Origin of the sequence: Brevibacillus sp. RS1.1 (assembly GCF_013284365.1) — a bacterium.
GTDB classification, from domain to species: domain Bacteria; phylum Bacillota; class Bacilli; order Brevibacillales; family Brevibacillaceae; genus Brevibacillus; species Brevibacillus brevis_D.
The window spans coordinates 53,741-77,585 of the sequence record NZ_JABSVA010000003.1 but is presented as its reverse complement, the minus strand read 5'-3'; the positions used below and the strand labels follow the sequence as shown (position 1 = coordinate 77,585).

General features: G+C 47.4%; 20 protein-coding genes. 19 read left to right on the top strand and 1 reads right to left on the bottom strand.

The annotated features are described in order from the left end of the window. Positions 1 to 39: 39 nt before the first annotated feature. On the bottom strand, positions 40 to 597 hold the full coding sequence (locus HP570_RS10905; protein ID WP_015891143.1) for a helix-turn-helix domain-containing protein: 558 nt from the start codon (positions 595 to 597) through the stop codon (positions 40 to 42). 330 nt (positions 598 to 927) lie between these two features. Between HP570_RS10905 and HP570_RS10900 the strand changes: the two genes are divergently transcribed. The 19 genes from HP570_RS10900 to pepT all read left to right on the top strand — a co-directional run bounded on the left by HP570_RS10900 (position 928) and on the right by pepT (position 23,839). After that, positions 928 to 1,887 carry a MerR family transcriptional regulator gene (locus tag HP570_RS10900; protein WP_254456969.1) on the top strand — a complete coding sequence of 320 codons (960 nt, stop codon included), beginning with the start codon at positions 928 to 930 and terminating at the stop codon, positions 1,885 to 1,887. A gap of 96 nt (positions 1,888 to 1,983) precedes the next feature. Next, positions 1,984 to 3,603: an ABC transporter substrate-binding protein gene (locus HP570_RS10895; RefSeq protein ID WP_173625760.1), complete on the top strand. Its 1,620-nt coding sequence runs from the start codon at positions 1,984 to 1,986 to the stop codon at positions 3,601 to 3,603. A gap of 27 nt (positions 3,604 to 3,630) precedes the next feature. After that, positions 3,631 to 5,079, top strand: a complete 1,449-nt coding sequence (locus tag HP570_RS10890) for a serine hydrolase (protein WP_173625759.1) — start codon at positions 3,631 to 3,633, stop codon at positions 5,077 to 5,079. Further along, a complete protein-coding gene (locus HP570_RS10885) occupies positions 5,076 to 6,161 on the top strand; it encodes a serine hydrolase domain-containing protein (RefSeq protein ID WP_173625758.1) in 1,086 nt (361 codons plus the stop codon). The genes HP570_RS10890 and HP570_RS10885 overlap by 4 nt, the downstream gene beginning before the upstream one ends. 331 nt (positions 6,162 to 6,492) lie before the next feature. After that, positions 6,493 to 8,748, top strand: coding sequence for an ATP-binding cassette domain-containing protein (locus HP570_RS10880; protein WP_173625757.1), 2,256 nt, complete (start codon positions 6,493 to 6,495; stop codon positions 8,746 to 8,748). A 251-nt stretch (positions 8,749 to 8,999) separates the two neighbouring features. Beyond that, positions 9,000 to 9,662, top strand: coding sequence for a TetR/AcrR family transcriptional regulator (locus HP570_RS10875; protein WP_015891149.1), 663 nt, complete (start codon positions 9,000 to 9,002; stop codon positions 9,660 to 9,662). Next, on the top strand, positions 9,649 to 10,533 hold the full coding sequence (locus HP570_RS10870) for an amidohydrolase family protein (RefSeq protein ID WP_173625756.1): 885 nt from the start codon (positions 9,649 to 9,651) through the stop codon (positions 10,531 to 10,533). The genes HP570_RS10875 and HP570_RS10870 overlap by 14 nt, the downstream gene beginning before the upstream one ends. Beyond that, complete coding sequence (locus HP570_RS10865) at positions 10,520 to 11,290, top strand: enoyl-CoA hydratase/isomerase family protein (protein ID WP_173625755.1); 771 nt, start codon at positions 10,520 to 10,522, stop codon at positions 11,288 to 11,290. Before HP570_RS10870 ends, HP570_RS10865 begins: the two co-directional genes overlap by 14 nt. A 26-nt stretch (positions 11,291 to 11,316) precedes the next feature. After that, positions 11,317 to 12,882 (top strand): AMP-binding protein, encoded by a 1,566-nt coding sequence (locus tag HP570_RS10860; RefSeq protein ID WP_254495273.1) that lies wholly within the window; start codon positions 11,317 to 11,319, stop codon positions 12,880 to 12,882. A 25-nt stretch (positions 12,883 to 12,907) separates the two neighbouring features. Then, positions 12,908 to 13,987, top strand: a complete 1,080-nt coding sequence (locus tag HP570_RS10855; RefSeq protein ID WP_015891153.1) for a M42 family metallopeptidase — start codon at positions 12,908 to 12,910, stop codon at positions 13,985 to 13,987. A 40-nt stretch (positions 13,988 to 14,027) separates the two neighbouring features. After that, positions 14,028 to 15,671 (top strand): ABC transporter substrate-binding protein, encoded by a 1,644-nt coding sequence (locus tag HP570_RS10850; protein WP_173625753.1) that lies wholly within the window; start codon positions 14,028 to 14,030, stop codon positions 15,669 to 15,671. A 31-nt stretch (positions 15,672 to 15,702) separates the two neighbouring features. Continuing rightward, on the top strand, positions 15,703 to 17,004 hold the full coding sequence (locus tag HP570_RS10845; RefSeq protein WP_173625752.1) for a serine hydrolase domain-containing protein: 1,302 nt from the start codon (positions 15,703 to 15,705) through the stop codon (positions 17,002 to 17,004). 35 nt (positions 17,005 to 17,039) lie between these two features. Beyond that, a complete protein-coding gene (nikB, locus tag HP570_RS10840) occupies positions 17,040 to 17,978 on the top strand; it encodes a nickel ABC transporter permease (protein ID WP_173625751.1) in 939 nt (312 codons plus the stop codon). A gap of 1 nt (position 17,979) precedes the next feature. Further along, positions 17,980 to 18,873 carry an ABC transporter permease gene (locus HP570_RS10835; protein WP_173625750.1) on the top strand — a complete coding sequence of 298 codons (894 nt, stop codon included), beginning with the start codon at positions 17,980 to 17,982 and terminating at the stop codon, positions 18,871 to 18,873. 36 nt (positions 18,874 to 18,909) lie between these two features. Beyond that, entirely contained in the window at positions 18,910 to 19,905 is a 996-nt protein-coding gene (locus tag HP570_RS10830) for an ABC transporter ATP-binding protein (RefSeq protein ID WP_173625749.1), read from the top strand. Further along, the gene (locus tag HP570_RS10825; protein ID WP_173625748.1) at positions 19,902 to 20,873 is read left to right on the top strand and encodes an ABC transporter ATP-binding protein; all 972 of its coding nucleotides are present in this window, start codon (positions 19,902 to 19,904) and stop codon (positions 20,871 to 20,873) included. Before HP570_RS10830 ends, HP570_RS10825 begins: the two co-directional genes overlap by 4 nt. An 81-nt stretch (positions 20,874 to 20,954) precedes the next feature. Beyond that, the gene (dapF, locus tag HP570_RS10820; RefSeq protein ID WP_015891160.1) at positions 20,955 to 21,797 is read left to right on the top strand and encodes a diaminopimelate epimerase; all 843 of its coding nucleotides are present in this window, start codon (positions 20,955 to 20,957) and stop codon (positions 21,795 to 21,797) included. Positions 21,798 to 21,955: 158 nt separating this feature from the next. Then, positions 21,956 to 22,516, top strand: a complete 561-nt coding sequence (locus tag HP570_RS10815; RefSeq protein ID WP_173625747.1) for a dihydrofolate reductase family protein — start codon at positions 21,956 to 21,958, stop codon at positions 22,514 to 22,516. 90 nt (positions 22,517 to 22,606) lie between these two features. After that, positions 22,607 to 23,839, top strand: a complete 1,233-nt coding sequence (gene pepT, locus HP570_RS10810; RefSeq protein ID WP_173625746.1) for a peptidase T — start codon at positions 22,607 to 22,609, stop codon at positions 23,837 to 23,839. The last annotated feature ends 6 nt before the right edge of the window (positions 23,840 to 23,845 follow it).

Sequence of the window (23,845 nt, the reverse complement as noted above, 5' to 3'; positions counted from 1 at the left end):
GAAGAGAAACCCTACAGGTAGTGGGGTTTCTCTTTGCTTTCATTGACTGGAGTAGTGGATGATTACCGAACACTTTACGATACGATCTCCGTTGTTTTGATAAATGTGTGGCCTGTCCGCTTTAAAAATGAGAGTATCTTCTGGCTCAACGACATAAATTTGTTCATTGACAACAACCTCTAGCGTGCCTTCGTTTACGAGAATGAATTCTTCAACCCCAGTTGTATGCGGTTCTGCGATATGCTCGCATCCTGGTTCAAGGGTTACTGAAAAAATCTCAAACTGTTGTTCAGGATTATAGGGGACAAGTGGATACACACGATATTGACCGTCATTTTCAATAATGGGGTTTACTTCCTTCTTTTTTACAATCGTAACATTCGGCTTGTATTGACTAATGAGTGAAGAGAAGGATAAGCGCAACCCACTAGCTATTTTCCAAAGGGTTGTGATGGTTGGAGCAGATTTACCTCTCTCAATTTGTCCTAACATCGTTTTGCTAACCCCTGTTATTTCAGAAGTTTTATCTAAGCTCAAGTTTCTTTCCTTCCGGATACGCTTTATGTTCTCTCCAATATTTGTGTGAAACTCTTCCATAAATGCCCTCCATTGAATTCGGACGTTATCTTACACGTATGTACGTTTGATTTCTAGAAATAAACTGTATATAGTTCGGAATAGACACTATATAGTCCAAAATATACGAAAAGAGGTGCTATGTCTACGGAAAACACGATTTTATCAGGTGTTCATCAAGCGATTGGTAATACTCCCATGGAGTCAACAACTACCTGGCTTTTTTATATTGTCACTTGAATCTCAAGCTACATGAGGTTTTATAATTGGCTAAAGGGGTGTTGTAACGTGCACGCAAAGGCGAGGAACAGATTAGACAACACACAAAATCAACAGAACGATCTAACAACAATGGAAGCGAAGTTCTCCATAGGACAAGTGGCGAAAATGACAGGATCTTCTGTACCCACTGTTCGATATTATGACGAGATTGGCCTGCTTTCACCTGCTGAGATAACACCTGGAGGTCATCGTGTTTATACGGCAGAGGAAATATGGCGGTTAAAACTGATTCTAACCCTTCGCTATTTAAACTTTGGAATTGATGAGATTAAGAGAATGTTAGCTGGGGATATCCCTGTTGATAGGGCGATAGAATGGCAAATCGAAGCTTTGGACATCCAAATGCGTACGCTTGCCAGCATGAAGTCTATTTTGGAACAAACAAAGCAGAGTGAGGATGGCAATGATTCTCTGAGCTATATGCACGAGCTAATTGAATCCATTTCCGCAAATGCATTGGAACGAGAAAAGTTTATTTTAGAAAAAATGTTTTCGTCCGTTTTTCCTGAACAATTTCCGGTTGAATGGCGAGAGATATTTTTACTAGGGGTTAACGTTTCTTCGTTGCTGGAAGGCAATCTTTCGGCAGCGCAAACGGCTGCATTAGATGAGTTGGAGGCAATGTTTAATGATCCGCAGATTGTCCGGGAAATGAAGCAGGATGTTATGTCCTTTCTGGAAGTAGTTCACCTGCCTAAAATCAGCGTGGAGATGTGGACTGCCAGAATACTTAAAAACCATAAACAGCTGTTGAAAGCAGCGGAGCAACATGCAACTCCAGACAGCCCTGTCGTACAGGCGAATATTCAAGAGTATGTGTTGCTCTTTGCGGATGTTGACGAACTCCCTGTCCCGCAATCATTTTTCCGTCGATTTGCTGAATGGTTGCTTTCAAGCCAAACCGAAAATCTCGAACGCTTTAGAAGAATCTGTTTAATCCTGTACCCAGGTCTGCAAACGTATATGAAAACAAATGAATTATTCTACCAAGGAGTACAGTGGAAGCTTCAACAACTGGACAACGAGTAAATGTACGCTTTGTTACAGCTTGCGAAGGAGGTGAAATCATCTGTCATCATCGGAAGTTCTTTCCAAAAGAAAAGGGTAGGGGTGGCATGCTGACACATGAAAAAAAACAACCGAAAAGCGTACAGTGTCTTTTTAGGGGGATTTGTCACGCTATGTCTGTTCCTGGTGGTTGGTTGTAGCACGCAAACAACTGTGCCAGCCGAGCAACAGGAGAGTGCCAAACCAAAATCGGGCGGAACCATTACAGTAGCGTACCCTTATGAACCGGATACGTTAGATGCTCACATGTCTGCTGGATCTGCTGGGGTCTATACCTGGTTGCTCGGTGGGTCGCTACTATATAAGGATCCCGCCTCAAACGAATACAAGCCCTCTCTGGCTAGTGACTATAAAATTTCTGAGGATGGCAAAACGTGGACCTTTACCATTCGTTCCGGGATTACCTTTCACGATGGGACACCGCTGACTGCCAAAAGTTTTAAGGAAACCTTTGATCGTGTTCTTAATCCGCAGACAAAAGCAAAAACAGCTGCTGAAGTAATGGCTCCAATAAAAAGTGTCAAAGCGCCAGACGATCAGACCCTCGTTCTCGAACTACACGAACCCAATACTGCCTTCCTCGATTCACTAGGGAATTATATAACACAGCCGTTATCATGGAAAGCGATTGAAAAGGCTGGGGAGGATTACGGCAGGAGTCCTGTGGGAGTAGGGCCGTGGAAGTTTGAGAGCTGGAATACGGGCGCAGGTGTCACCTATGTTAGAAATGAAGCTTTTCAGTGGGGAGAACCATATTATGAAAATCAAGGTCCTCCAAGAGCCGACAAACTTGTCATAAAAGCGATTGCTGACAGCCAACTCAGGTTGTCAGCGCTTGAGAGCGGTGCTATCGATGTAGCAACGGAAATACCTGTGAAAGACGCGGTTTATTATCGGAATAATTCGAAATATCAAGTGATAGAACGCTTACGTCCTGGACTAGGCTTATTGATGGAGATGAATTTGAAGAGACCACCGTTTCAAGATATTCAGGTACGTAAAGCAATTCATATGCTTGTCAATAAAGAAGCCATTGTCCAAGCGGTTACGCAGGGAGAAGGCGAAGTGGCTCATATGCCGTTATCTCCATCGACGCTAGGGTATGACAAATCCTTAGAAAAGTACGGGTACGCGTATAATGTGGCCGAAGCAAAGAAATTGTTGGACGATGCAGGTTGGAAAGTAAACGGAAGTGGTGTGAGAGAAAAGGACGGAAAACCACTGAGTCTGAATTTACTCAGTACCGCAGATTTTGACAAAGAAGCCCAATTGCTCCAAGCCATGCTGGGAGAGGCTGGTATCCACATAATGATACAGAATCTAGAAATAGGAGGGTACATGCAGGAAGTCATCAAAGGAAATTTTGATGTAACGTTGATATCGGGCGCCTATGATGATCCTGATATTTTATACTTTTATTTCCATTCAAACGGTGCCTACAACCTGTCTGGTGTAAAAGATGACAAGCTGGACGCACTCCTTTTGAAAGGGCGTACAACCTTACAGACGAATGCCAGAAAGCAAGTGTATATGGATGCACAAAAGCAACTCATTGAGCAAGCGTATGTTGTCCCTCTCTATTACGATAAGGCCTTTACTGTCATAAATTCTCGAATAAAGGGAGTAAAGTGGACATCTGTCATGCCGACATATAATGACAGCTGGATCGAGAACTAACTACATGTCAACAAAGGAGAGAAACATATGCAAAATAACGGATGGATTGATTCTTTTGAACAATATGCCCAAAATTGGATAACCAAAAGTCAGGTTCCTGGTGTTTGTATGGGATTAGCAAAAGATGGTCAAATCTTCTATAGTAACGGATTTGGCTTCCGTGATGTGGAACGGCAGTTAGGAGTTACAATCGATACAGTATTTGGGATTGGATCGATAACAAAATCCTTTACCTGTGTGGCGGTCATGCAATTACAAGAGGCGGGTAAGTTATCCGTACATGACCCTGTTGTCAAATACTTGCCGGAATTCCGTCTGAAAAATCTTGATGTGGGGCAAATCACGATTCATCATTTTATGACGAATACGAGTGGAATTCCCCCCTTGCCCACATTTTTGGCAAGTGTGATGCGAAGCATGGACGCGAAGGAGGTAGAAGACCTTCCATTGATGCAAAACCAGACAGATGAAACGGTCCCAATCGATACGTACGAAGACCTGATGAGTGTAATCTCTACATTAGATTTAGAGCTTCTAGGGCCACCAGGCACGGAGTTCAGTTATTCCAATGACTGTTTCGCCTTGCTGGGAGCGATCATTGAATGCGTCAGCGGGAAGTCGTATGAGGCTTATGTCAAGGAGCATATCATCGATCCAATCGGGATGGAGCACACGAGCTTTTTTCTGGAAGAGCTAAATGGCTATGAGAATATTACAAAGCTGTATATCATGCGAGACAGAGGCGATCACAAGGAAGTGCTCTCATCTCCGAACTGGTGGGATTCTCCCGCTTCTCGGGCGGCAGGATTTATAAAATCAACCGTGCGGGATATGTTGAAATATACGGACATGTTCTGCAAAGGTGGGCTTACCGCACAGGGCAATCGTATCCTGACACCGGAAAGTGTACAACAAATGATGACCCCTTATTTTCCGACTGATATGGCACCTGGTCAATTTTACGGGTACGGCTTGGTCATAACGACTGACTACTACGGAAAAACGCTTGTGGAACATAGTGGTGGTATTAAAGGGGTAACGGCTCAAATGTGCTTCTTTCCCGAAACAGGACTGGCCGGAGTGGCACTGTCCAATATCGAATTGTCGCCTGTTGTGGCGGTTATGGTGGGTGCGTTAAATAGTCTGGAAAACCGCCCTCCGGAATCCTCTCATCTGGTTAGCAAGATTGATTTCCTAACCGAGGAAGCTATGGATCAATACGCAGGGGATTATCAATCGAGTGAGTTTGGGACATTGCCGATCCGATTGGAAAATGGGCAACTGGTGCTCTCCTTTTTGGGAGAAAACTACGTGATGAGACCATTTGCTGAAGATATCTTTGTAGTCCGGGCTTTTGGAACCGATTTCTCCGCACGGTTTATCAGGGATGGAAATAATAAGATTGTTCGAATGGCTTTTGCTGGAAGACAATTTACGATTCAAGATAAAAAAACGAGTGGGGGAAACGAAAAATGACCCAGCGCGCAAACGTAAGTGATGCGAGATGCCGTCAGCTTGATGAGCTTTTTTCTACGATTGCCGAACAAAACAATTGGAGCGGCAACATCTTGATTTTGGAAGAAGGGAAACCTTTTTATCAAAATTCCATAGGAATCGCCAATCTGGAAACGGCTGAGAGATTGTCACCGGATACGGTATTTGAACTCGCATCAGTTTCCAAAGCATTTACAGCAATGGCCATCATGATCTTGCAAGAGCAAGGGAAGCTCGACTATACAGATAAAGTGGATAGCTTCTTTCCAGGTTTTCCATACGCCGATATTACCGTAGAGAACCTACTTGTACACACATCTGGTTTGCCAGATTACATGGAATTGTTTTCGAAATCTTGGGACAAAAAACATATTGCTACAAATCAAGACATACTCGAACAGCTGATCAAGCATCGACCCGACGTGTTGTTTCAACCCAATGAAAGGTATGAGTACAGTAATACTGGCTACGCTTTATTGGCGTCTATTGTAGAACACGTAGCTGAAATACGATTTGCCGATTTCTTGCAGCAACACATTTTTCAACCACTGGGTATGCAGCACACGAAGGTGTACAACCGAAGATATTCTCCTGAGTTAACTCAGCAATACGCCTATGGATACGTGTATTCTCCTCAATCTGAAGCAATCGTGTTACCGGATGAATCAAGTGAGCACGATTTTGTCATTTATCTGGATGGCATTCAGGGAGACGGTGCGGTCAGTTCAACGCTGGATGACTTGCGTAAGTGGGACAGAGCTCTCTACACAGAAAAGCTGGTCAAAAAAGCGACACTAGAGAGAGCGTTTTCCCCAGTGCAGCTTAACGACAATCGTCTATCAAATTATGGATATGGCTGGCGGCTGTGTGAAGATCAGGTGACAGGAAAAGTCGTGCATCACGGCGGAAGCTGGCCGGGGTATCGAAGCTGGCTAAGACGATACATCCAAAAAGATAAAACAATGATTTATCTCACGAACGTGGATCAGGAACGGGAGTGGACAGAAAAAGTAATAGAGGCAGTCGAGAATATTGTTTTCGAACAACCGTATGTCTTGCCGTAACCATTTAAAAAGAGGAGCCGCCATCTGCGGTTCCTCTTTCGATTATTTTTATGTGAGCATGCGGCGCTGAACGATGCCAGCTTTTTCATGTGAACCAAAAATGTCGGATTTCCATATAAATCAAGTGATAGAAGCTTGCTGTAGCAGATGATCATTGATGGTCCTGATTACACTCATAAGTACGTTGGGACGGATCACGAGTATCATTGGATGGTGGGCAGTTTGGTGAAAGTGACGGCTGTTAATTGGAAATAATAGGTAGGGAAGTTCTCCTTCTGAATGGTACAATGAAAATATAAGTAGAAATGAATCTATCGGAAGGATGATTGGCATGGGCGAATCTAATCAGGAGTATATCGTAATCTCCGGTGCGAGGGAAAACAATCTCAAAAACGTATCCTTGCGTATTCCCAAGCGAAAGATTACGATCTTCACCGGTGTATCTGGATCGGGCAAGTCGTCAATCGTCTTCGATACGATCGCCGCAGAATCCACACGCTTGCTGAATGAGAACTTCAGCATGTTCGTGCGCAATTTCCTGCCCCGCTATCCGCAGCCGGATACAGACGCGATCGAGAACCTGAGCATGGCAGTTATTGTGGACCAGAAGCGACTGGGCGGTGGTTCTCATTCCACGATGGGCACGATTACTGATATTTCTCCCATTCTCCGCTTGCTCTTCTCCCGAGTAGGTCAGCCCAATGTTGGACAAGCGAACATGTTCTCTTTTAACGATCCACAAGGTATGTGTCCCGAATGCAACGGGATCGGTCGCAAATTAGGCGTTGACCTCAGCAAGGCAGTGGACATGTCCAAGTCGTTGAAGGAAGGGGCAATCTTGCTGCCGGACTATAAGGTGGACGGCATGGAATGGAATATGCTCGTGCAGAGGGGCTTCGATCCTGACAAGAAGCTGAGCGATTATTCGGATGAGGAGCTTGAGCGGCTATTGTATGCCAAGGCGAGGAAAGTAGAGATGCAATTCGCCGGGAAAGCCGTGAATATTACTGTGGAGGGCGTCCTTGAGAAGTTCACCAACAAATACATCAAGCAAGATGTAAAAACGAAGTCGGAGCGTACACAAAAAGCTGTTGCGCCATTCATCTCCGAAGGTCCTTGTTCCAGCTGTCATGGTGCGAGACTCAATCAAGCTGCACTCAACTGCAAAATCAATGGCCTCAACATTGCTGAGATGTCCTCCATGGAGGTCGGTCGGCTCATACGCATCATTGCTGAGATTGACGATTCGGTTGCCGCACCGATGGTCAAGTCGCTGACGGAACGGTTGCAGCATCTAGTCGACATCGGACTGGACTACTTGACGCTGGATCGTGAAACGGATACCTTGTCCGGCGGCGAATCACAGCGCGTCAAGATGGTGAAGCACCTGAGCGGCAGTCTGGTGGATGTCACTTACATTTTCGATGAACCCAGCGTTGGCTTGCACCCCCGTGATGTACATCGATTAAATGAATTGCTTCAAAAGCTGCGCGATAAGGGCAATACCGTCATTGTCGTCGAGCATGATCCTGATGTGATCAAGGTGGCAGATCATATCGTCGACGTCGGGCCTCACGCCGGTAGCCACGGTGGGACTATCGTGTATGAAGGCAGCTTTCAAGGACTGCTGGAATCAGGGACACTGACAGGCACCCATATGAAGCGGCCGCTCCAACTGAAGCAAGATTCCAGAAAGGCGTCCGGCAAGCTGACCATCGAGGATGCCACACTGCACAACCTGCGGAACGTGAGTGTAGATATACCAACTGGAGTGCTGACAGTCGTTACGGGTGTTGCAGGCTCAGGTAAGAGTACACTGATTAACGAAATATTCCTCAGCAAGCATCCGGATGCGATCGTCATCGACCAATCGGCGGTAGGTGTGTCAACACGCTCGAATCCTGCGACCTACACAGGGATTATGGATGATGTGCGCAAGGCGTTTGCTTCCGCGAACAAGGTCAACCAAGGCTTGTTCAGCTTCAACTCCAAGGGGGCTTGCGAGAACTGCCAAGGTCTTGGTGTTGTGTATACAGACCTTGCATTCCTTGAAAGTGTAAAACTACCGTGCGAAGTATGTGGAGGGAGACGGTTCAAGGAAGAGGTGCTCGCATACAAGCTGAACGGCAAGTCCATTGCCGAAGTGCTGGAGATGACTGTGGAGCAGGCATTGGAATTTTTTGAGCAAAAAGAAGTTGTGCGCAAGCTCCAGGCGATGAGTGATGTGGGGCTGAACTATATTACACTCGGCCAACCACTCAGCACGCTCTCGGGCGGGGAATGTCAGCGTATCAAGCTGGCCAGCGAGTTACACAAGAAAGGTAGTATTTACGTGATGGACGAGCCGACGACTGGCTTACATATGTCAGATATCGGTCACCTTCTGGAAATCATGAACCGCCTCGTGGATGCCGGCAATACGGTAATCGTCATCGAGCACAACCTCGATGTAATCAGCCAAGCAGATTGGATTATCGATATGGGACCAGATGGGGGCAGCAACGGCGGTCAAGTAATCTTCGAGGGCACACCTCCGCAGATCATTCATGCAGAGCAGTCGATCACGGGAAGATACTTGAAGCAATAAGCTCCTATGTCTTAACGGATACATCTCCTCATGGGAAACCGGAGGAGATTTTTGTTATGCCGAAATAAATGTCAGAAAATAAAAAATAATCTTGACATTAAATCAGGCGATTAGTAAAGTGGTGATTACAGGCAGCCTATCGATCGATCGATCGACAAAACCCAAAAAAGCAGATGATGTAACCGCGACAAGTAACTGAACATGAGAGGCTCTCGTTTCCAGCAATCATCAGTAGAAAGGAGCGCGCTTTTTTGACGAAAGAAAAAATATTTCAAGCTGCATTACGGCTATTCGCAAGAAAAGGTTTTGAAGCAACCAGCATACGCGATATCGCCCTAGAAGCAGAGGTAACTTCCTCCACCCTCTATCATTACATGAAAACAAAAGAGGATCTGCTCGTTGCCATCATGCAAGAAGGGTTACAGACCCTTCTCGGAAATGCAAAGGAAGTGCTCGCTGAGCTTGAAGCACCCGAACAACAATTGGCAGCGTTTGTCCAGCTTCATGTTACCAGCCATGCCATTGACAAACTAACAGCGCTAGTAGTAGATACCGAGTTCCGTGCGCTGACAGGAAATACCCGCGAAGAAATAGTCAGGCTGCGTAGTGAATATGAGCTGCTCTGGCTGCGTATTTTAACGAGCGGATTGGAGAGGGGCGTATTTACGATAGAAAATACCAAGCTTGCCGTCCTGGCTTTGCTTCAAATGTGCACGGGTGTCGCTCATTGGTACTCGCCCGATGGCCCAAATTCATTGGAAGAAATCAGCTTGAATTTTTCTGATATGGCGCTTGCACTCGTTCAGGCAAAACGAAACGGTCAGCAACTGACTGTCTCCGATTTGGATCTACCTACACCCGCTCGTTTTTTTATGAAACCATGGCTAGGGGCTGCTGCATATGAACATTCTTGATGCCCGTGTCCGCTTGCCACAGCAGTTCCGTGAGGCACGCATAGGTGAAATGCGAAATGAGTACGTCGCTCAATATGATGCGGTGTTACAAGTAAGATCGACTATGGCAAAAACGCTCGACGATTTGATGCAAGAAATGAAAGAATCAGGAGTCGACCACGCCATTATGCATGCAGAATACGAGTTCGGCGAGGATGGGGATGCGCTGAATGAAGCATTGGCAAAAGTCATATCCGCTCACACCGAGCTCTTCTCAGGATTCGGTACGATTTCAATGGAGCATTTCAGACCGATGCGCGCAGTCCAACAAGTGAGTCGCATCAGAGAGCTGGGCTTTCTGGGAGTAAACATCCAGCCTGCATTTTTTGAGATGCCAATCGATGATCGCAAATTATATCCCGTATACGCAAAGGCTACCGAGTTAGGATTGACAGTTGCCATTCATACGGGAATTAATTATTCAAGGATTCATCCCATCCGGAATGAACACCCGCTGCTGCTGGATCAAGTCGCTTGTGATTTTCCGGAATTAACATTGATCGCGTGTCATGGAGGGTGGCCCTGGGTTCCTGAAATGGTTGCCGTAGCGCGCAAGCACCCCAATATTCTGATGGATTTGGGCGGGCTTTCTCCAAGATATTTGGGGGTGCAAGGAGCAGGGTGGGAGATGATGTACAGGTTGGCAAACAACCTCTTGCAAGATCAAATCCTCTTTGCGACAGACTGGCCTGTATTTCCTCTGAAACGCGCCATTTCAGAATGGAAGGAATTAAGCATAAAGCCAGAGGTGCTAGAGAAGGTGCTCGGTTCGAATGCAAAAGCATTGGTTTCCAAAATAAAGGCGGAGGTAAAAAAGAATGATAAGACGTAAGGCGGTGGTAGAGTGTGAGATCCATCAAGAGATAGGCTGGATTCACCTGAATCGTCCGGAGCGGTTAAATGCGGTGATTCCTCAATTGGTAGAGGAGCTGTATGGATCGCTCGATAAATTGGAACGGGAAGGAGTAAGGGCAGCAATACTGGCTGGCCGCGGGAATGCTTTTTGTGCAGGACATGATTTGCGTCATGAAGAAAAGCCTGAAAATGAGGCTGAGCTCCGCTTTAATTTACAGAAGATTCAGGATATAACAAGAAAGATTCAGCGTGTTCCTTTTCCGGTGATCGCTGCGGTCCACGGGTATGCATTAGGAGCAGGGTGTGAGTTTGCGCTCGGATGCGATTTGATCATCGCCGCTCAAGATGCTGAATTCGGCTTTCCGGAAGTGAGTGTGGGACTTAGTGTTACCGGAGGGATCTCGCATATCCTTCCCATCACGATCGGACTGGTCCGGGCGAAAGAATTGCTGTTTTCGGGCGAAAGGTTTGGTGCATCGCAAGCACTGCATCTAGGACTCATCAACAAGGTAGTGGATCATACAGTGTTAGCTGAAGAAGCTGACAAGTGGGCGAAACGGTTAGCTGAGCTCCCGCAAGTAGCACTGGCAAAAGCCAAATTTGCGCTAAATCGCGGGGCACAATGCGATCTGGAGGCAGCTTTTGAATTGGAGATCGAGCATGCGCTGGCAACCGTGCAAACGATCGAATCCAAGCAGGCGGCGGAAGCGTTCCGAAAAAAAGGATCGGTATAGAGAAGGAGGGCTGAAACCTTTTGGATATGCAAGAAATCAAGTCTTTGACGGCACGGGCAGCCAAACGATGGGGAGAAAAAATCGGGCTTGTCTTTGATGAATGGAATGAAGAACTGTCCTTTCAGGAGATAGAAGACCGTTCCAACCAAATCGCCAACATGCTCCAAGTGCGGGGCGTAGGCTATGGGGATCGGGTAGCCGTCATGCTGAGGAACCAGCCGGAATTCCCCCTTACGTGGCTGGCGTTGGCAAAACTGGGCGCGACGATCGTGCCGATCAATGTAAATTACAAAGAGTACGATGCACAGTATATCCTCCACCACTCCGAAGCAATCGTTATCGTAACTTCACAAGAATTTTTATCCCTGCTACAGAAGATCAGACCTTCTTTACAAACCCTCAAAACAATCCTCTCAATAGACCAATCAGACGATCCCAACGTTGTCGATTTCAGAGCGATGTGTGAAACAGCGCCCACGACTCCAACAACGCTTCCCGTTTTTCCTGAAACTTTAGTCAACATCCAATATACTTCCGGCACGACAGGCTTACCCAAGGGGTGTATGCTTTCACATGAATATTGGCTCACCATAGCAAAAAAGGTGATGGAGCAGCATCCCCATTTGACCCATTCAGATGTACTGTTAACGGCGCAGCCCTTTTACTATATGGACCCCCAATGGAATTTGCTGGGTGCGATCGCTGTGGGGGCAAAGCTTGTGGTTCTCGATCGATTTCATCCCTCTACCTTTTGGGAGAAAGTACGGCAATATGGCGTTACCTTTTTCTACTGCTTGGGGATCATGCCCACGCTAATGGTCAAAGCACCACGCTCGCCATTAGACAGGGAAAATAACGTTCGTACCATCCTTTGTTCGGCCATTCCCCCGCATCTGCACCGCGAATTGGAAGAGCGATGGGGCGCGCCATGGTATGAGGTTTTTGGCATGACAGAGACAGGTGGAGATATTTCGGTAAAACCGCACGATCATGACCGATTGCTCGGAACAGGCTGCATCGGAAAACCGGATAAAGACCGGACCGTCCGTGTTGTTGATATTCACAACCGCCCCGTTTCGAGGGGCGAGGTTGGCGAGCTCCTCCTGCGGGGCTTGGGGATGATGGATGGCTATTTTAAAGATCCTGATGCGACTTGCGCTGCTTTTCAGGGCGGCTGGTTCCACACTGGAGATTTGGTGCGGATGGACGAAGACGGATACATCTATTATGTCGGCAGAAAAAAGGAGATGATTCGTCGGAGTGGGGAAAATATTTCGGCTGCTGAGGTTGAGGAAGTTATGAAAATGCATCCGGCCGTGCAATATACTGCCTGCCTTCCAGTGAAAGACGAATTACGCGGGGAAGAAATCAAGGCATACGTGGTAGTAAAAGAGGGCCAAGAGGTGTCTCCTCATGAGTTGATCGCTTATTGCACCGAGCATCTTGCTTACTACAAGGTTCCACGATATTGGGAATACCGCAGTGAGTTGCCTCGTACCCCATCTGAGCGTATAGCCAAGCATGTACTGGCGAACGAAAAAGCAGATCTTCGCATCGGTTCCTATGATCGCATTGATGATAGCTGGAGATAACATGCAAATGGAGAGGAAGATATGGATGAATAGTTGGGTAAAGGTACTGAAAGAGCTGACAGAGGCTTCCGGAGTTCCCGGACAAGAACAGGAAGTGCGAGAATTAATGCACACCTATTTGGAACCGCTTACAGAAGAAGTGTTCACAGATAATCTGGGAAGCATAATCGGTCGGAAAACAGGCCTGGCCAATGGACCGAAAATCATGATGATGGGCCATATGGATGAAGTGGGGTTCATGGTAACGCGTGTCATGAAGGATGGATTCATCGCCTTCCAGCCGCTTGGTGGCTGGTGGTCGCAGGTGATGCTGGCACAGCGCGTGAACATTAAAACAGGCAAAGGGGATATTGTTGGCGTAATCGGGTCAAAACCGCCACATCTGCTGTCTTCGGAAGAACGAAAGAAAGTGGTTGAAATCGAACGGATGTACATCGATATCGGAGCATCCGATGCAGAACAGGCAAAGGAGCTGGGTATTCGCCCAGGTGATCCGATTGTGCCGATCTGCCCTTTCACGGTGATGGCGAATGACAAGATGTATATGGCAAAAGCGCTCGATAATCGCGGCGGTTGCCTGACAGCCATTGAAGTAATGAAACAGTTGCAAGAAACGGATCACCCCAACATCGTATATAGCGGCGCTACTGCACAAGAAGAAGTGGGATGTCGCGGCGCATTCACGAGCACGTATATGGTGCAGCCAGATTTATTTATTGCATTGGAGACGGGGATAACGTTTGACACGCCGGGAAGCGCCGACTCTCCTAATTTGCCTGATATCAAGCTTGGTGGTGGGCCTACGATTGGTCTATTCGACGGCTCGCTCGTGCCTAATCGGAAATTGCGTGATCTGTTATTTGATACGGCTGAAGAGGAAGGCATCCCGTATCAATATGCTGCTCTTGCAGGTGCGGGTACGGACGCAGGAGCTGCTCATATGGTTGGCAAAGGGGCTCCATCCATTGTCATTGCAATCCCTGCGCGTTACATTCACAGTCACGCTTCGATTCTCCATCATGATGATGTGGAAAATACGGTGAAATTGCTGACGGCTCTCGTCAAAAAGCTGGATCAAAAAACGGTTGATTGGCTCAAATCGTAGGAGGCGAGGATATTTCCCAAACAAGGGAGTGGTGTCATTGATGGGGATAAGAAAGCGGGAAATCGCCACGATTGTGAGCATTGTCCTTTCCTGTTTCGTACTGCTGGCTATCGTGTCCGGCTGCGATGTACCTGCAACGAAATCAGGTACGGATGAAGGAAATAAAGATGCCAATATATCCGAGAAAAAGGGCGGAACGATCACCGTTGCGATCAGCAGTGAACCAGATACACTAGATGCCCACAAATCGACAGCGTTAAGCACGGAGGGGGTCGCGCTCAATCTAGGGGGGGCTCTCCTTTACAGAGATCCCCAAACAAATGAGGTCAAGCCCTATCTGGCGGAATCCTACTCCATTTCGGAAGATGGGAAGACATGGACATTTCGCATTCGCCAAGGCGTTACCTTTCATGATGGGACACCGCTCACTGCACAGGCGTACAAGCGAACATTTGAGCGGGCCATGTCTCCGGAAATCGCTCCGAAAGGCGTAGGCATGGTTCTTGGTATCATCCAATCAATCAAAACACCAGATGATCAGACCCTGATTTTGGAGTTAAATGAACCGTCTGCCACGCTCCTCACCTATTTCACTTCCGCTAGCTGGATGCAGCCGCTCTCGGTGGACGCGGTGCAAAAGTTTGGGGATCAATACGGAAGGAATCCGGTCGGTGTCGGTCCATGGAAGATGGAGAGCTGGAAATCAGGAGATTCGATCACGTTGATACAAAATGATGCCTATCGCTGGGCACCGCCCTCCTTTCAAAATCAAGGGCCAGTGAGGCCGGACAAATTAGTTCTGAAATTGATTCGAAATCCGCAAACGGCTGTCGCTGCTTTGGAAAGCGGAACCGTCGACATCGCTGATCTGCCTGCAAAAGACGCAAAGAAATTCAAGAACAACAATCGTTTTACCGTACTTGAGCAGACAAAGCGCGACTTGGGGCTGTTTGTCGAGCTGAACTTGAATAACGAGATTTTACAAGATAAAAACGTACGCAAAGCGTTGCAAATGGCAGTTAAGAAAGAGGCTATCGTGCAGTCGCATCTGCAAGGCGAAGGAATTGTTGCAGATGGTCCGCTGCCTGCCAATTTGTTCGGATACGATCCATCCATTGCCCACTATGCATACAAATACAACCCCGAGGAAGCGGTGAAGCTCCTGGAAGAGGCCGGATGGAAACTGAATGCACAAGGGATAAGGGAGAAAGCAGGAAAACCGCTTCATCTCGAATTGTTGAGTATGGAAGTGTGGTCTCAACCTGCCCAGTTGATGCAAGGAATGTTTAAAGCGATTGGAGTAGACGTAAAAATCATTACTCTGGAAGGCAGCGCAGTCGACCAGCTAACGGCTGCTGGCACATTTGACTTGGCGCTTGACGGATACGTCGCTGATGACCCTGATATCTTGTTTCCGTTCATGCATTCGAGTCAGATCGGTGGGATGAATCGTTCAGCCATCCATGACAAAACGATCGATTCCTTGCTGGAAAAGGGACAGGTGACGATGAAGAGCGACGATAGAGCAAAAATCTACGAAGATATTCAGAAGCGCTCTGTGGAGGAGGCTTTTTGGATTCCCATTTACACGGAAAAACGGTTTGTCGTGGTAAACAACCGTGTTCAAGGACTCATGCTTGATCCATCCGGACTGAAATTGTATCAGGACGTGTGGGTTAAGTAAGCGCGGAAACAAAAAACAAGGAGAACAAGTCATGAACAGTCAGGAATGGATCGCGAGTTATGAGGAGTTTGTCCGAGAAACCATGATGGAAAGGAAGGTGCCTGGAGCTGCAATTGGAGTGGCCAAAGACGGACAGCTCGTTTATGCCAAAGGCTTCGGCTATCGTGATGCCGAGCAAGGTCAGGTAGCGACAGTTGATACTTTGTTCGGAATCGCTTCGATTACGAAATCGTTTACCGCTATTGCGATCATGCAGCTACAGGAAGCCGGAAAACTGACGGTTGCCGATCCTGTTTCCCGCTTTTTGCCAGAGTTTCATGTAAAAACGGGAAGTGGGACGGAGGCCATTACCATTCACAACTTTCTAACCCATTCCTCCGGTTTGCCGCCAATATCTTGCGTCGATGAAGCTCTCAAGCTTGGGATGAACACCTATGAGGAATTGATGACCTATATGGCACAACTGGAATTTCCTTTATTGGGCGCACCAGGTACGGAGTTCAGTTATTCCAATGATTGCTATACGCTACTGGGAGCAATTGTTGAACGGGCAAGCGGAAAGCCATATTCGACGTATGTGAAGGAGCATATTCTCCAACCAGCGGGAATGCAGCATAGTTGCTTTTCTTTGGCGGAGTTGCACGGGTACGAGGATAGAACACCACTATTTGAGACACCGCCGTTTCAATCATCTGGCGGATTAAAATCAACGCTCACCGACATGATGAGATACACCGAGCTGTTTCGAACGAAAGGTTTGATTGGCAAGGAACGAATTCTTCGCACGGAAAGTGTACAGCAGATGACCACCCCTTATTTCCGATGTGAACATAACCAATATTACGGGTATGGTATAGCGATTACACCCAATTTCTACGGTGCTGTGATGCTGGGCCATAGCGGCAGCGAGAAAGGGATCCAAGCCTACATGAGCATTATCCCCGAGAACGGATTGGCTGCCGTGGCGCTCACTAATCTCAGCGGATCGCCGGCTGTTGCACTGGCACATGGCACGTTTCACTGCCTCGAGAATCGTCCGGCGAAATCAACGCATGTCACCTATAAGGAATATGACCTCCCGCCAGATCGTCTGCTTGAATATGCGGGCGAGTATAGCTCTATGGAAGGAGTTTATCTTCAGGTAAGCGTGGATGCAGGCACGCTGATTGTAACGATCGATCATTCGGACTCATTCTCTTTAAAAGCTATAGATGAAGACGTTTTTCTCACGAATGTTGAAGGGTCGGATCAAACCGTACGCTTTATACGAGACGGGAGTCAAACGGTCATTCGCATGATGGGCTCCTATCGCCAAATTCCCAAGCGAGTTTAGCCATACGCATTCTAGAAGAGAGGAGTGAACCAATCATGAAACAGTATTTGTTGAATCGGATGCTATCAGGAGTGATTGTCCTCCTCGGCATTTCCATCTTTTCGTTTGCGCTCGTTCATTTTATTCCTGGAGATCCGGTACGGATCATGTTAGGGGAAAAGGCTACAAAAGCACAAGTGGAACAGTTACGTGAACAAATGGGGCTAAATCAGCCCCTTCCACATCAGTACCTGACCTACATGGAAAAAGTCATCCAAGGGGATTTCGGAAATTCCTTACAAACGGAAAGACCTGTCATCGTGGAAATAATGGAACGGTTTCCAGCAACGGTCAAGCTAGCCTTCGCTGGAATTGGCATCGCGGTCGTCATTGGTTTAACGATGGGAATGATCGCAGCGAAATACAAGAATACGTTCTTGGACTTTATGCTGATGGCGGCAGCATCGATTGGATTATCGCTACCGAGCTTCTGGCTGGGCTTACTCGTCATCATGTTCTTTTCCGTTCAATTAGGCTGGTTTCCAATCGCGGGTGGTACGGGATGGAAGGATCTTGTTTTGCCTGCTTGTACCTTGGGCGTATTGTCTTCCGCGATGATCAGCCGACTGACGCGTTCAGGTATGGTCGAAGTGCTTTCCCATGATTACATTCGAACGGCACGGGCCAAGGGATTGAGGGAGTCGATCATCCTATTCCGACACGCCTTGTGCAATGTCATGATTCCTGTTGTTACAGTGGTAGGCTTGCAAATCGCAACTCTACTGGGCGGGGCAGTTATCATCGAACAAGTGTTCAACTGGCCTGGAATCGGCACATTAGCTATCCGTGCGATTTCAGCCCGTGATTTTCCGATGATTCAGGGCATTGTGTTGCTGATGGGCTTTGTCTACGTCGTGGTAAATATGATGGTCGATCTCCTTTATGGTTTGATTGATCCGCGTGTCGACCTCATTACAGAAAAGGAGGGGCGGTAACTTGAATGAGGGGAGCAAAACCGTCGCAGATGGGGTGACGCATGCCAAATTCCCGATTTTCCCCAAGCTTGCCTTTTGGGGAAAAATGAAGAAACAACGAGCAGCAAAACTAAGCTTGGTGGTGCTTTTACTCATTTCTGCGATCGGAATTGTCGGGCCTTGGGTTGCTCCTTATGACCCTACTGAAAGTAATTACGAAGCCTTTTTGCAAGGCCCGTCTGCCAAGCATGTTCTCGGAACGGATGCGATCGGCCGCGATTTGTTTTCCCGTATTTTATACGGAACGCGCGTTACTCTTGTGGTTGCTGTCATGGCGGTCGGCATCACAGTAGTGGCAGGAACGATGATTGGGGTCATCAGTGCGTATGTGGGAGGATTCATTGATCATCTGCTCATGCGGATCATGGATATTTTGCTCGCCTTGCCGGGGATCATTTTGGCCTTGGCCATTGTCGCGGCGCTTGGACCGAGTCAAACCAATGCGATGATCGCAATCGGCATTTCTTCGATTCCTAGCTTTGCACGTCTGATCAGGGCAGCGACGCTCGTGATCATGTCGTCTGGATATGTGGAAGCCAGCAGATCGATCGGGACGCCGAGTTGGTGGATCATTCTTTTCCAGGTTCTCCCCAATATTACGAATGTATTGTTCGTTTACATGACACTGTTCGTCGGGGGAGCGATTCTCGATACGGCTGCATTGGGCTTTATCGGCTTGGGCGCGCAGCCGCCGACTCCCGAATGGGGGACCATGTTGAATGAAGGAAAGGATTATTTGTCCGATGCATGGTGGCTTGCGATATACCCAGGATTGGCCATCACCATTGTCGTGTTGGCAGTAAACCGGCTGGGAGATGCCTTACGTGATATTTTTGATCCTCGTACGCAAAAGTAAAAGGGCAATGAGAGGATTGGAGGGGGGACTCCGTTTATGGACAATGTATTGGAAGTGACAGGGCTGACAACCCGGTTCACGAAGGAGTCGGGAACGATTACGGTCGTTGATCAGCTTGATTTACATGTAAAAAAAGGGGAGACGCTGGGAATTGTCGGAGAGTCGGGGTGTGGCAAGAGCGCCACTTCGCTTTCACTCATGCGACTGTTGGACAATAATGCCACTTTGACTGGAAGCATTCGATTCAACGGGAAAGAAGTGCTTGCGCTGAGTGAAGCCGAGATGCGCAGTCTCAGAGGCAAGGAAATGGCAATGATTTTTCAGGAACCGATGCATTCGTTAAATCCCGTGTTGACGATCGGCCGGCAAATCAGTGAGGTATTGCACGAGCATGAGGGTGAAAGCAAGGCGGTGGTAAGGCAACGGGTACTGGATTTGCTTACCGTGGTGGGCATCTCCCGAGCAGAAGAGATTTACAGGGATTACCCGCATCGTTTGTCAGGAGGAATGAGGCAGCGTGTGATGATTGCCATGGCGATCGCATGCAATCCGTCGTTACTGATCGCTGATGAACCGACGACCGCACTGGATGTGACCATTCAAGCGCAAATCTTGAATCTGATCAAAAAAATCAGAAGGGATATCGGAATGTCAGTGATCATGATTACGCATGATTTAGGGGTGATCGCTGAAGTGTGCGACCGCGTCATGGTGATGTATGCGGGACAAGCGATTGAAACAGCGGACGTAAGATCGTTGCTGCGCAATCCGAAGCACCCGTACACCGTAGGTTTGCTCCAATCGACACCAAGGCAACGCACAAAGAGGCTTCACAGCATAAAAGGTAGTGTGCTGACACCGGAAAACAAACCCAATGGGTGCAGGTTTGCCCCGCGATGCGATCGAGCGATGGCGATATGTTGGGAGCAGAATCCTGAGCTTCGTCCAGTGGATCAGTATTCTTCTTGTCGATGCTGGTTATTTACCCAAGACAAGGGGCATGTACAGGAAAGCTCGGTGGTAGGTGGATGACGCCTCCAATCCTGGAAGTGAAAGGACTACGCAAGCTATTTCGCATGAAAAGAGGGTGGCTTCAACAACCGCATGATGTTCATGCTCTAAACGGGATTGATGTGAGCGTTTATGAAGGAGAAACGCTGGGGATTGTCGGGGAGTCAGGCTGCGGAAAGTCTACATTGGGAAAATGCATTCTGCGTTTGCTGGAGCCGGTCCAAGGCGAGATTCGTTTCCAAGGGAACGAAATAGGAAAAATGAACAAAAATGAAATGCTTGCAGTTAGGCGAAATATGCAAATGGTTTTTCAAAATCCATTTGAAACATTGAACCCGAAACTAACGATCGGGCACATCTTGACAGAGCCGCTGATTTCGCACCGTATTCCCCGGGAGCAGCGACAAGCGCTATTGGAAGAAACGATTGAGATTGTCGGTATGAGCAAACAGCATCTATCTCGCTATCCTCATGAATTTTCCGGAGGGCAAAGACAACGAATTGGCATCGCCCGTGCTCTGATTCTTCGACCAAAGCTGATTATCGCGGATGAGCCTGTCTCCGCACTAGATGTGTCGATTCAATCGCAAATCCTAAATTTGCTACAGGATTTGCAAGAACAATTTTCCTTGACGTATGTCTTCATTTCGCATGATTTGAGCGTAGTAGAGCACATTGCCGATAAAGTGGCGGTCATGTATTTAGGTGAAATTATCGAGTATGCCGAGAAAGAAAAGCTGTTCGGACGACCGCTGCATCCCTATACACAAGCATTGCTTTCAGCCAAACCCATTACCGATCCTGATGATACGCGAGAGCAAATTGTGTTGTCGGGAGAACTCCCGTCTCCGTCTAAGCCACCGGAGGGATGTAAATTCCATCCGCGTTGTCGTTCCAGCATGGAAATATGCAAGGTCGAGCTGCCAAAGCTGCGTGAAATAGAAGGGCAATCGGTCGCTTGTCATCTCTATCAATCATGTCTTTCTTAAATCAGAGTGACTGCTCCCAGTCCATCCTGTGGAGCAGTTGCTTGGATGAAAACACTACATCGGATAATCAGGGGGAGCGAAATGTTTGAACGTGGGATCCCGTTTAAAAAAATGAATGGCTGTGGCAACGACTTTATTGTAGTAGACAATCGCGATGGCCTGTTGAACGAGGTTGCACTTTCAGCCTTTGTCCAAAATGTATGCAGGCGAGGAGCTTCAATCGGTGCGGATGGGTTCATGCTGCTGGAGAACTCCAACATCGCTGATTTTAAGATGAGGTATTTTAACGCAGATGGCAGTGAAGGAGAAATGTGCGGCAACGGTGCAAGGTGCATGTCGCGCTTTGCTTACCACATTGGAGCAGCCGAGACGAAGATGAGCTTCGAAACGATGGCCGGCATCTATCAGGCAGAGCTCAATCAGAACAGCGTGAAGGTCAAGTTCCCGGACGTTCCATTGCAAGCGCTGAAGCTGAATCAACCATATGAGTGGGACGGACCAAGCGGCGTCTACCACTATGGTGTTGTCGGCGTTCCCCACACGGTCTGGTTTGTGGAAAATGTTATCGCGATAGCGGACGACCAGCTCAGAGAATGGGGACGGATGGTCAGAAATGATCTGCAGCAGTTTCCCAATGGTACCAATGTTAATTTTGTGGAACGGATTGATAGGCAAACGCTTAGCATCAGAACCTATGAACGCGGAGTAGAAGCAGAGACCTACGCGTGCGGTTCCGGATCGACAGCTGCAGCCATCATTGCCGGTATTTTAGGACATGTAGACACCCCTGTGAACCTACTTACTCGAGGGGGACCACTTAAAATTTCTTGCCATCTTACAGATTATGCTGCCGAATCCGTTTACTTGGAAGGCAACTCAATGCTGGTAGCAGAAGGATATTTGTTGCCCGATGCATGGACATGAGAACGCCCCACATCCGATTCCCTTTTCGATAGCTTGAGCATGCACGCATTGGTACCTATCGCTAATGAAGTGAGCTGTTTTTATACTACGAATATGACATAAGATGACATATTTAAAGGTCTAAAATGGGAGGAGATCAACGAAAGGGGTAACCACTCATGAGACGAAGAGTCATATTAGATTTAGCTGTTACGTTAGATGGGTTTATTGAAGGGAAAAATGGAGAAGTTGATTGGTGCATAATGGACGCTGAAATGGGGTTTGTTCATTTCTTACATCAAATCGACACGATTCTCTACGGAAGAAAAAGCTATGATTTATGGGGGCAATATACGCCGGAAAATGAACATACGGATACGGAAAAAGAGATTTGGGGATTGGTTCATCGTAAAGAAAAATATGTGTTTTCCAAGACACAGAAAGGGACTGATCATAAAGCAATATTCATTAACGATAATATTCTTGAAGAAGTCAATCTCCTAAAGAATAAGCCCGGAAAAGACATCTGGTTATATGGTGGAGCCAGTCTTATTACAACATTTATCAATTTAGAGCTTGTAGATGAATTTCGATTATCTGTTCACCCTGTTATTTTGGGAGAAGGAAAACCGTTGTTTATGGATATAAAACAGAGGTTGAATTTGAGTCTGGTGAATACCAAAACGCTCTCCTCTGGCGTTGTGCAACTCATCTATCAAAGCATTAGGCCAATCGATTGAAGAATCGATGGGGATCGTGGTAGAATTTGTCACGAGATTACCTCTTTTTAGAAGAGGTGTGACTAATTGTACTGGAGTTGAGATAAGACCATGAAAACGGAGATCATAAATAGATTCATCTCTTACGCACAAGTTGATACACAATCCGATGAAAATAGCGAAACGTGCCCTTCAACACCAGGACAACTAGTACTGGCCCAAATGCTTGTAGGCGAGCTGAAAGCTATAGGTATGCAGGAAGTTACGATGGATTCGAACGGCTATGTAATGGCAACCCTACCGTCCAATACAGACAAAGAAATTCCCACAATCGGTTTTCTCGCTCATATGGATACGGCTACCGATTTTACAGGCGCTGACGTGAAACCGCAAGTCATTGAAAATTATAACGGACAAGACATTGTCTTGAATGAAGCACTGAATATTGTCCTTTCGCCGCAGGAGTTTCCCGAGCTGGCTGGCTACAAAGGCCACACCATAATCACAACAGACGGTACCACATTGCTTGGCGCCGATGATAAAGCCGGTATTGCCGAGATCATGACCGCCATGGACTATCTGATTCGCCATCCAGAACTGAAACACGGGAAAGTAAGAGTAGCCTTCACCCCGGATGAAGAAATCGGCAGAGGCCCTGATAAATTTGATGTGTCCGCCTTCGACGCCGTATATGCCTATACGATGGATGGCGGTCCTCTTGGAGGGATCGAGTACGAGAGCTTTCATGCTGCGTCTGCCACCATTACCTGCAAAGGGACGAACGTTCACCCCGGATCGGCCAAAGGCAAAATGGTCAACGCTGCTAAAATAGCCATGGAGCTGCATGGAAAGCTGCCGGCTAATGAAACGCCTGAGGAGACGGAAGGCTACGAAGGCTTCTACCATCTGTCTTCCATTCAAGGTGACGTCGAGCAAACGCAGCTGCGTTATTTGATCCGGGATCACGATCGTAATCGGTTTCAGGAGAGAAAGTCTGAACTGGCTCGTATCGTAGAAGAGTTACAGAAAACATACGGAGAGAAGCGAATTGAGCTCGAAATCAAAGACGAATACTTCAACATGCGGGAAAAGATTGAGCCTGTCATGGAAGTAGTGGACATCGCCACGCAAGCACTAGAAAACCTCGGGATCGTGCCAAATATTCAACCGATTCGTGGTGGTACGGATGGCTCGCAGCTATCCTACATGGGGTTGCCAACTCCGAATATTTTCACAGGCGGGGAAAACTACCACGGACGGTTCGAGTATGTTTCCGTAGACAACATGATGCACGCTGTGAACACCATCATCGAAATCGTTAAGCTGTATGAGCAAAGAGCTTGATGGCGA

What these genes read in the sequence shown, in the direction of transcription:
- HP570_RS10815 (WP_173625747.1), top strand. Translation starts at nt 21,956, where the DNA reads ATGAGACGAAGAGTCATATTAGATTTAGCTGTTACGTTAGATGGGTTT.
- HP570_RS10905 (WP_015891143.1), bottom strand. Translation starts at nt 597, where the DNA reads ATGGAAGAGTTTCACACAAATATTGGAGAGAACATAAAGCGTATCCGG.
- HP570_RS10870 (WP_173625756.1), top strand. Translation starts at nt 9,649, where the DNA reads ATGAACATTCTTGATGCCCGTGTCCGCTTGCCACAGCAGTTCCGTGAG.
- HP570_RS10855 (WP_015891153.1), top strand. Translation starts at nt 12,908, where the DNA reads ATGAATAGTTGGGTAAAGGTACTGAAAGAGCTGACAGAGGCTTCCGGA.
- HP570_RS10850 (WP_173625753.1), top strand. Translation starts at nt 14,028, where the DNA reads ATGGGGATAAGAAAGCGGGAAATCGCCACGATTGTGAGCATTGTCCTT.
- nikB (WP_173625751.1), top strand. Translation starts at nt 17,040, where the DNA reads ATGAAACAGTATTTGTTGAATCGGATGCTATCAGGAGTGATTGTCCTC.
- HP570_RS10880 (WP_173625757.1), top strand. Translation starts at nt 6,493, where the DNA reads ATGGGCGAATCTAATCAGGAGTATATCGTAATCTCCGGTGCGAGGGAA.
- HP570_RS10860 (WP_254495273.1), top strand. Translation starts at nt 11,317, where the DNA reads ATGCAAGAAATCAAGTCTTTGACGGCACGGGCAGCCAAACGATGGGGA.
- HP570_RS10895 (WP_173625760.1), top strand. Translation starts at nt 1,984, where the DNA reads ATGAAAAAAAACAACCGAAAAGCGTACAGTGTCTTTTTAGGGGGATTT.
- HP570_RS10830 (WP_173625749.1), top strand. Translation starts at nt 18,910, where the DNA reads ATGGACAATGTATTGGAAGTGACAGGGCTGACAACCCGGTTCACGAAG.
- HP570_RS10885 (WP_173625758.1), top strand. Translation starts at nt 5,076, where the DNA reads ATGACCCAGCGCGCAAACGTAAGTGATGCGAGATGCCGTCAGCTTGAT.
- HP570_RS10845 (WP_173625752.1), top strand. Translation starts at nt 15,703, where the DNA reads ATGAACAGTCAGGAATGGATCGCGAGTTATGAGGAGTTTGTCCGAGAA.
- HP570_RS10890 (WP_173625759.1), top strand. Translation starts at nt 3,631, where the DNA reads ATGCAAAATAACGGATGGATTGATTCTTTTGAACAATATGCCCAAAAT.
- HP570_RS10825 (WP_173625748.1), top strand. Translation starts at nt 19,902, where the DNA reads ATGACGCCTCCAATCCTGGAAGTGAAAGGACTACGCAAGCTATTTCGC.
- HP570_RS10900 (WP_254456969.1), top strand. Translation starts at nt 928, where the DNA reads ATGGAAGCGAAGTTCTCCATAGGACAAGTGGCGAAAATGACAGGATCT.
- HP570_RS10865 (WP_173625755.1), top strand. Translation starts at nt 10,520, where the DNA reads ATGATAAGACGTAAGGCGGTGGTAGAGTGTGAGATCCATCAAGAGATA.
- dapF (WP_015891160.1), top strand. Translation starts at nt 20,955, where the DNA reads ATGTTTGAACGTGGGATCCCGTTTAAAAAAATGAATGGCTGTGGCAAC.
- pepT (WP_173625746.1), top strand. Translation starts at nt 22,607, where the DNA reads ATGAAAACGGAGATCATAAATAGATTCATCTCTTACGCACAAGTTGAT.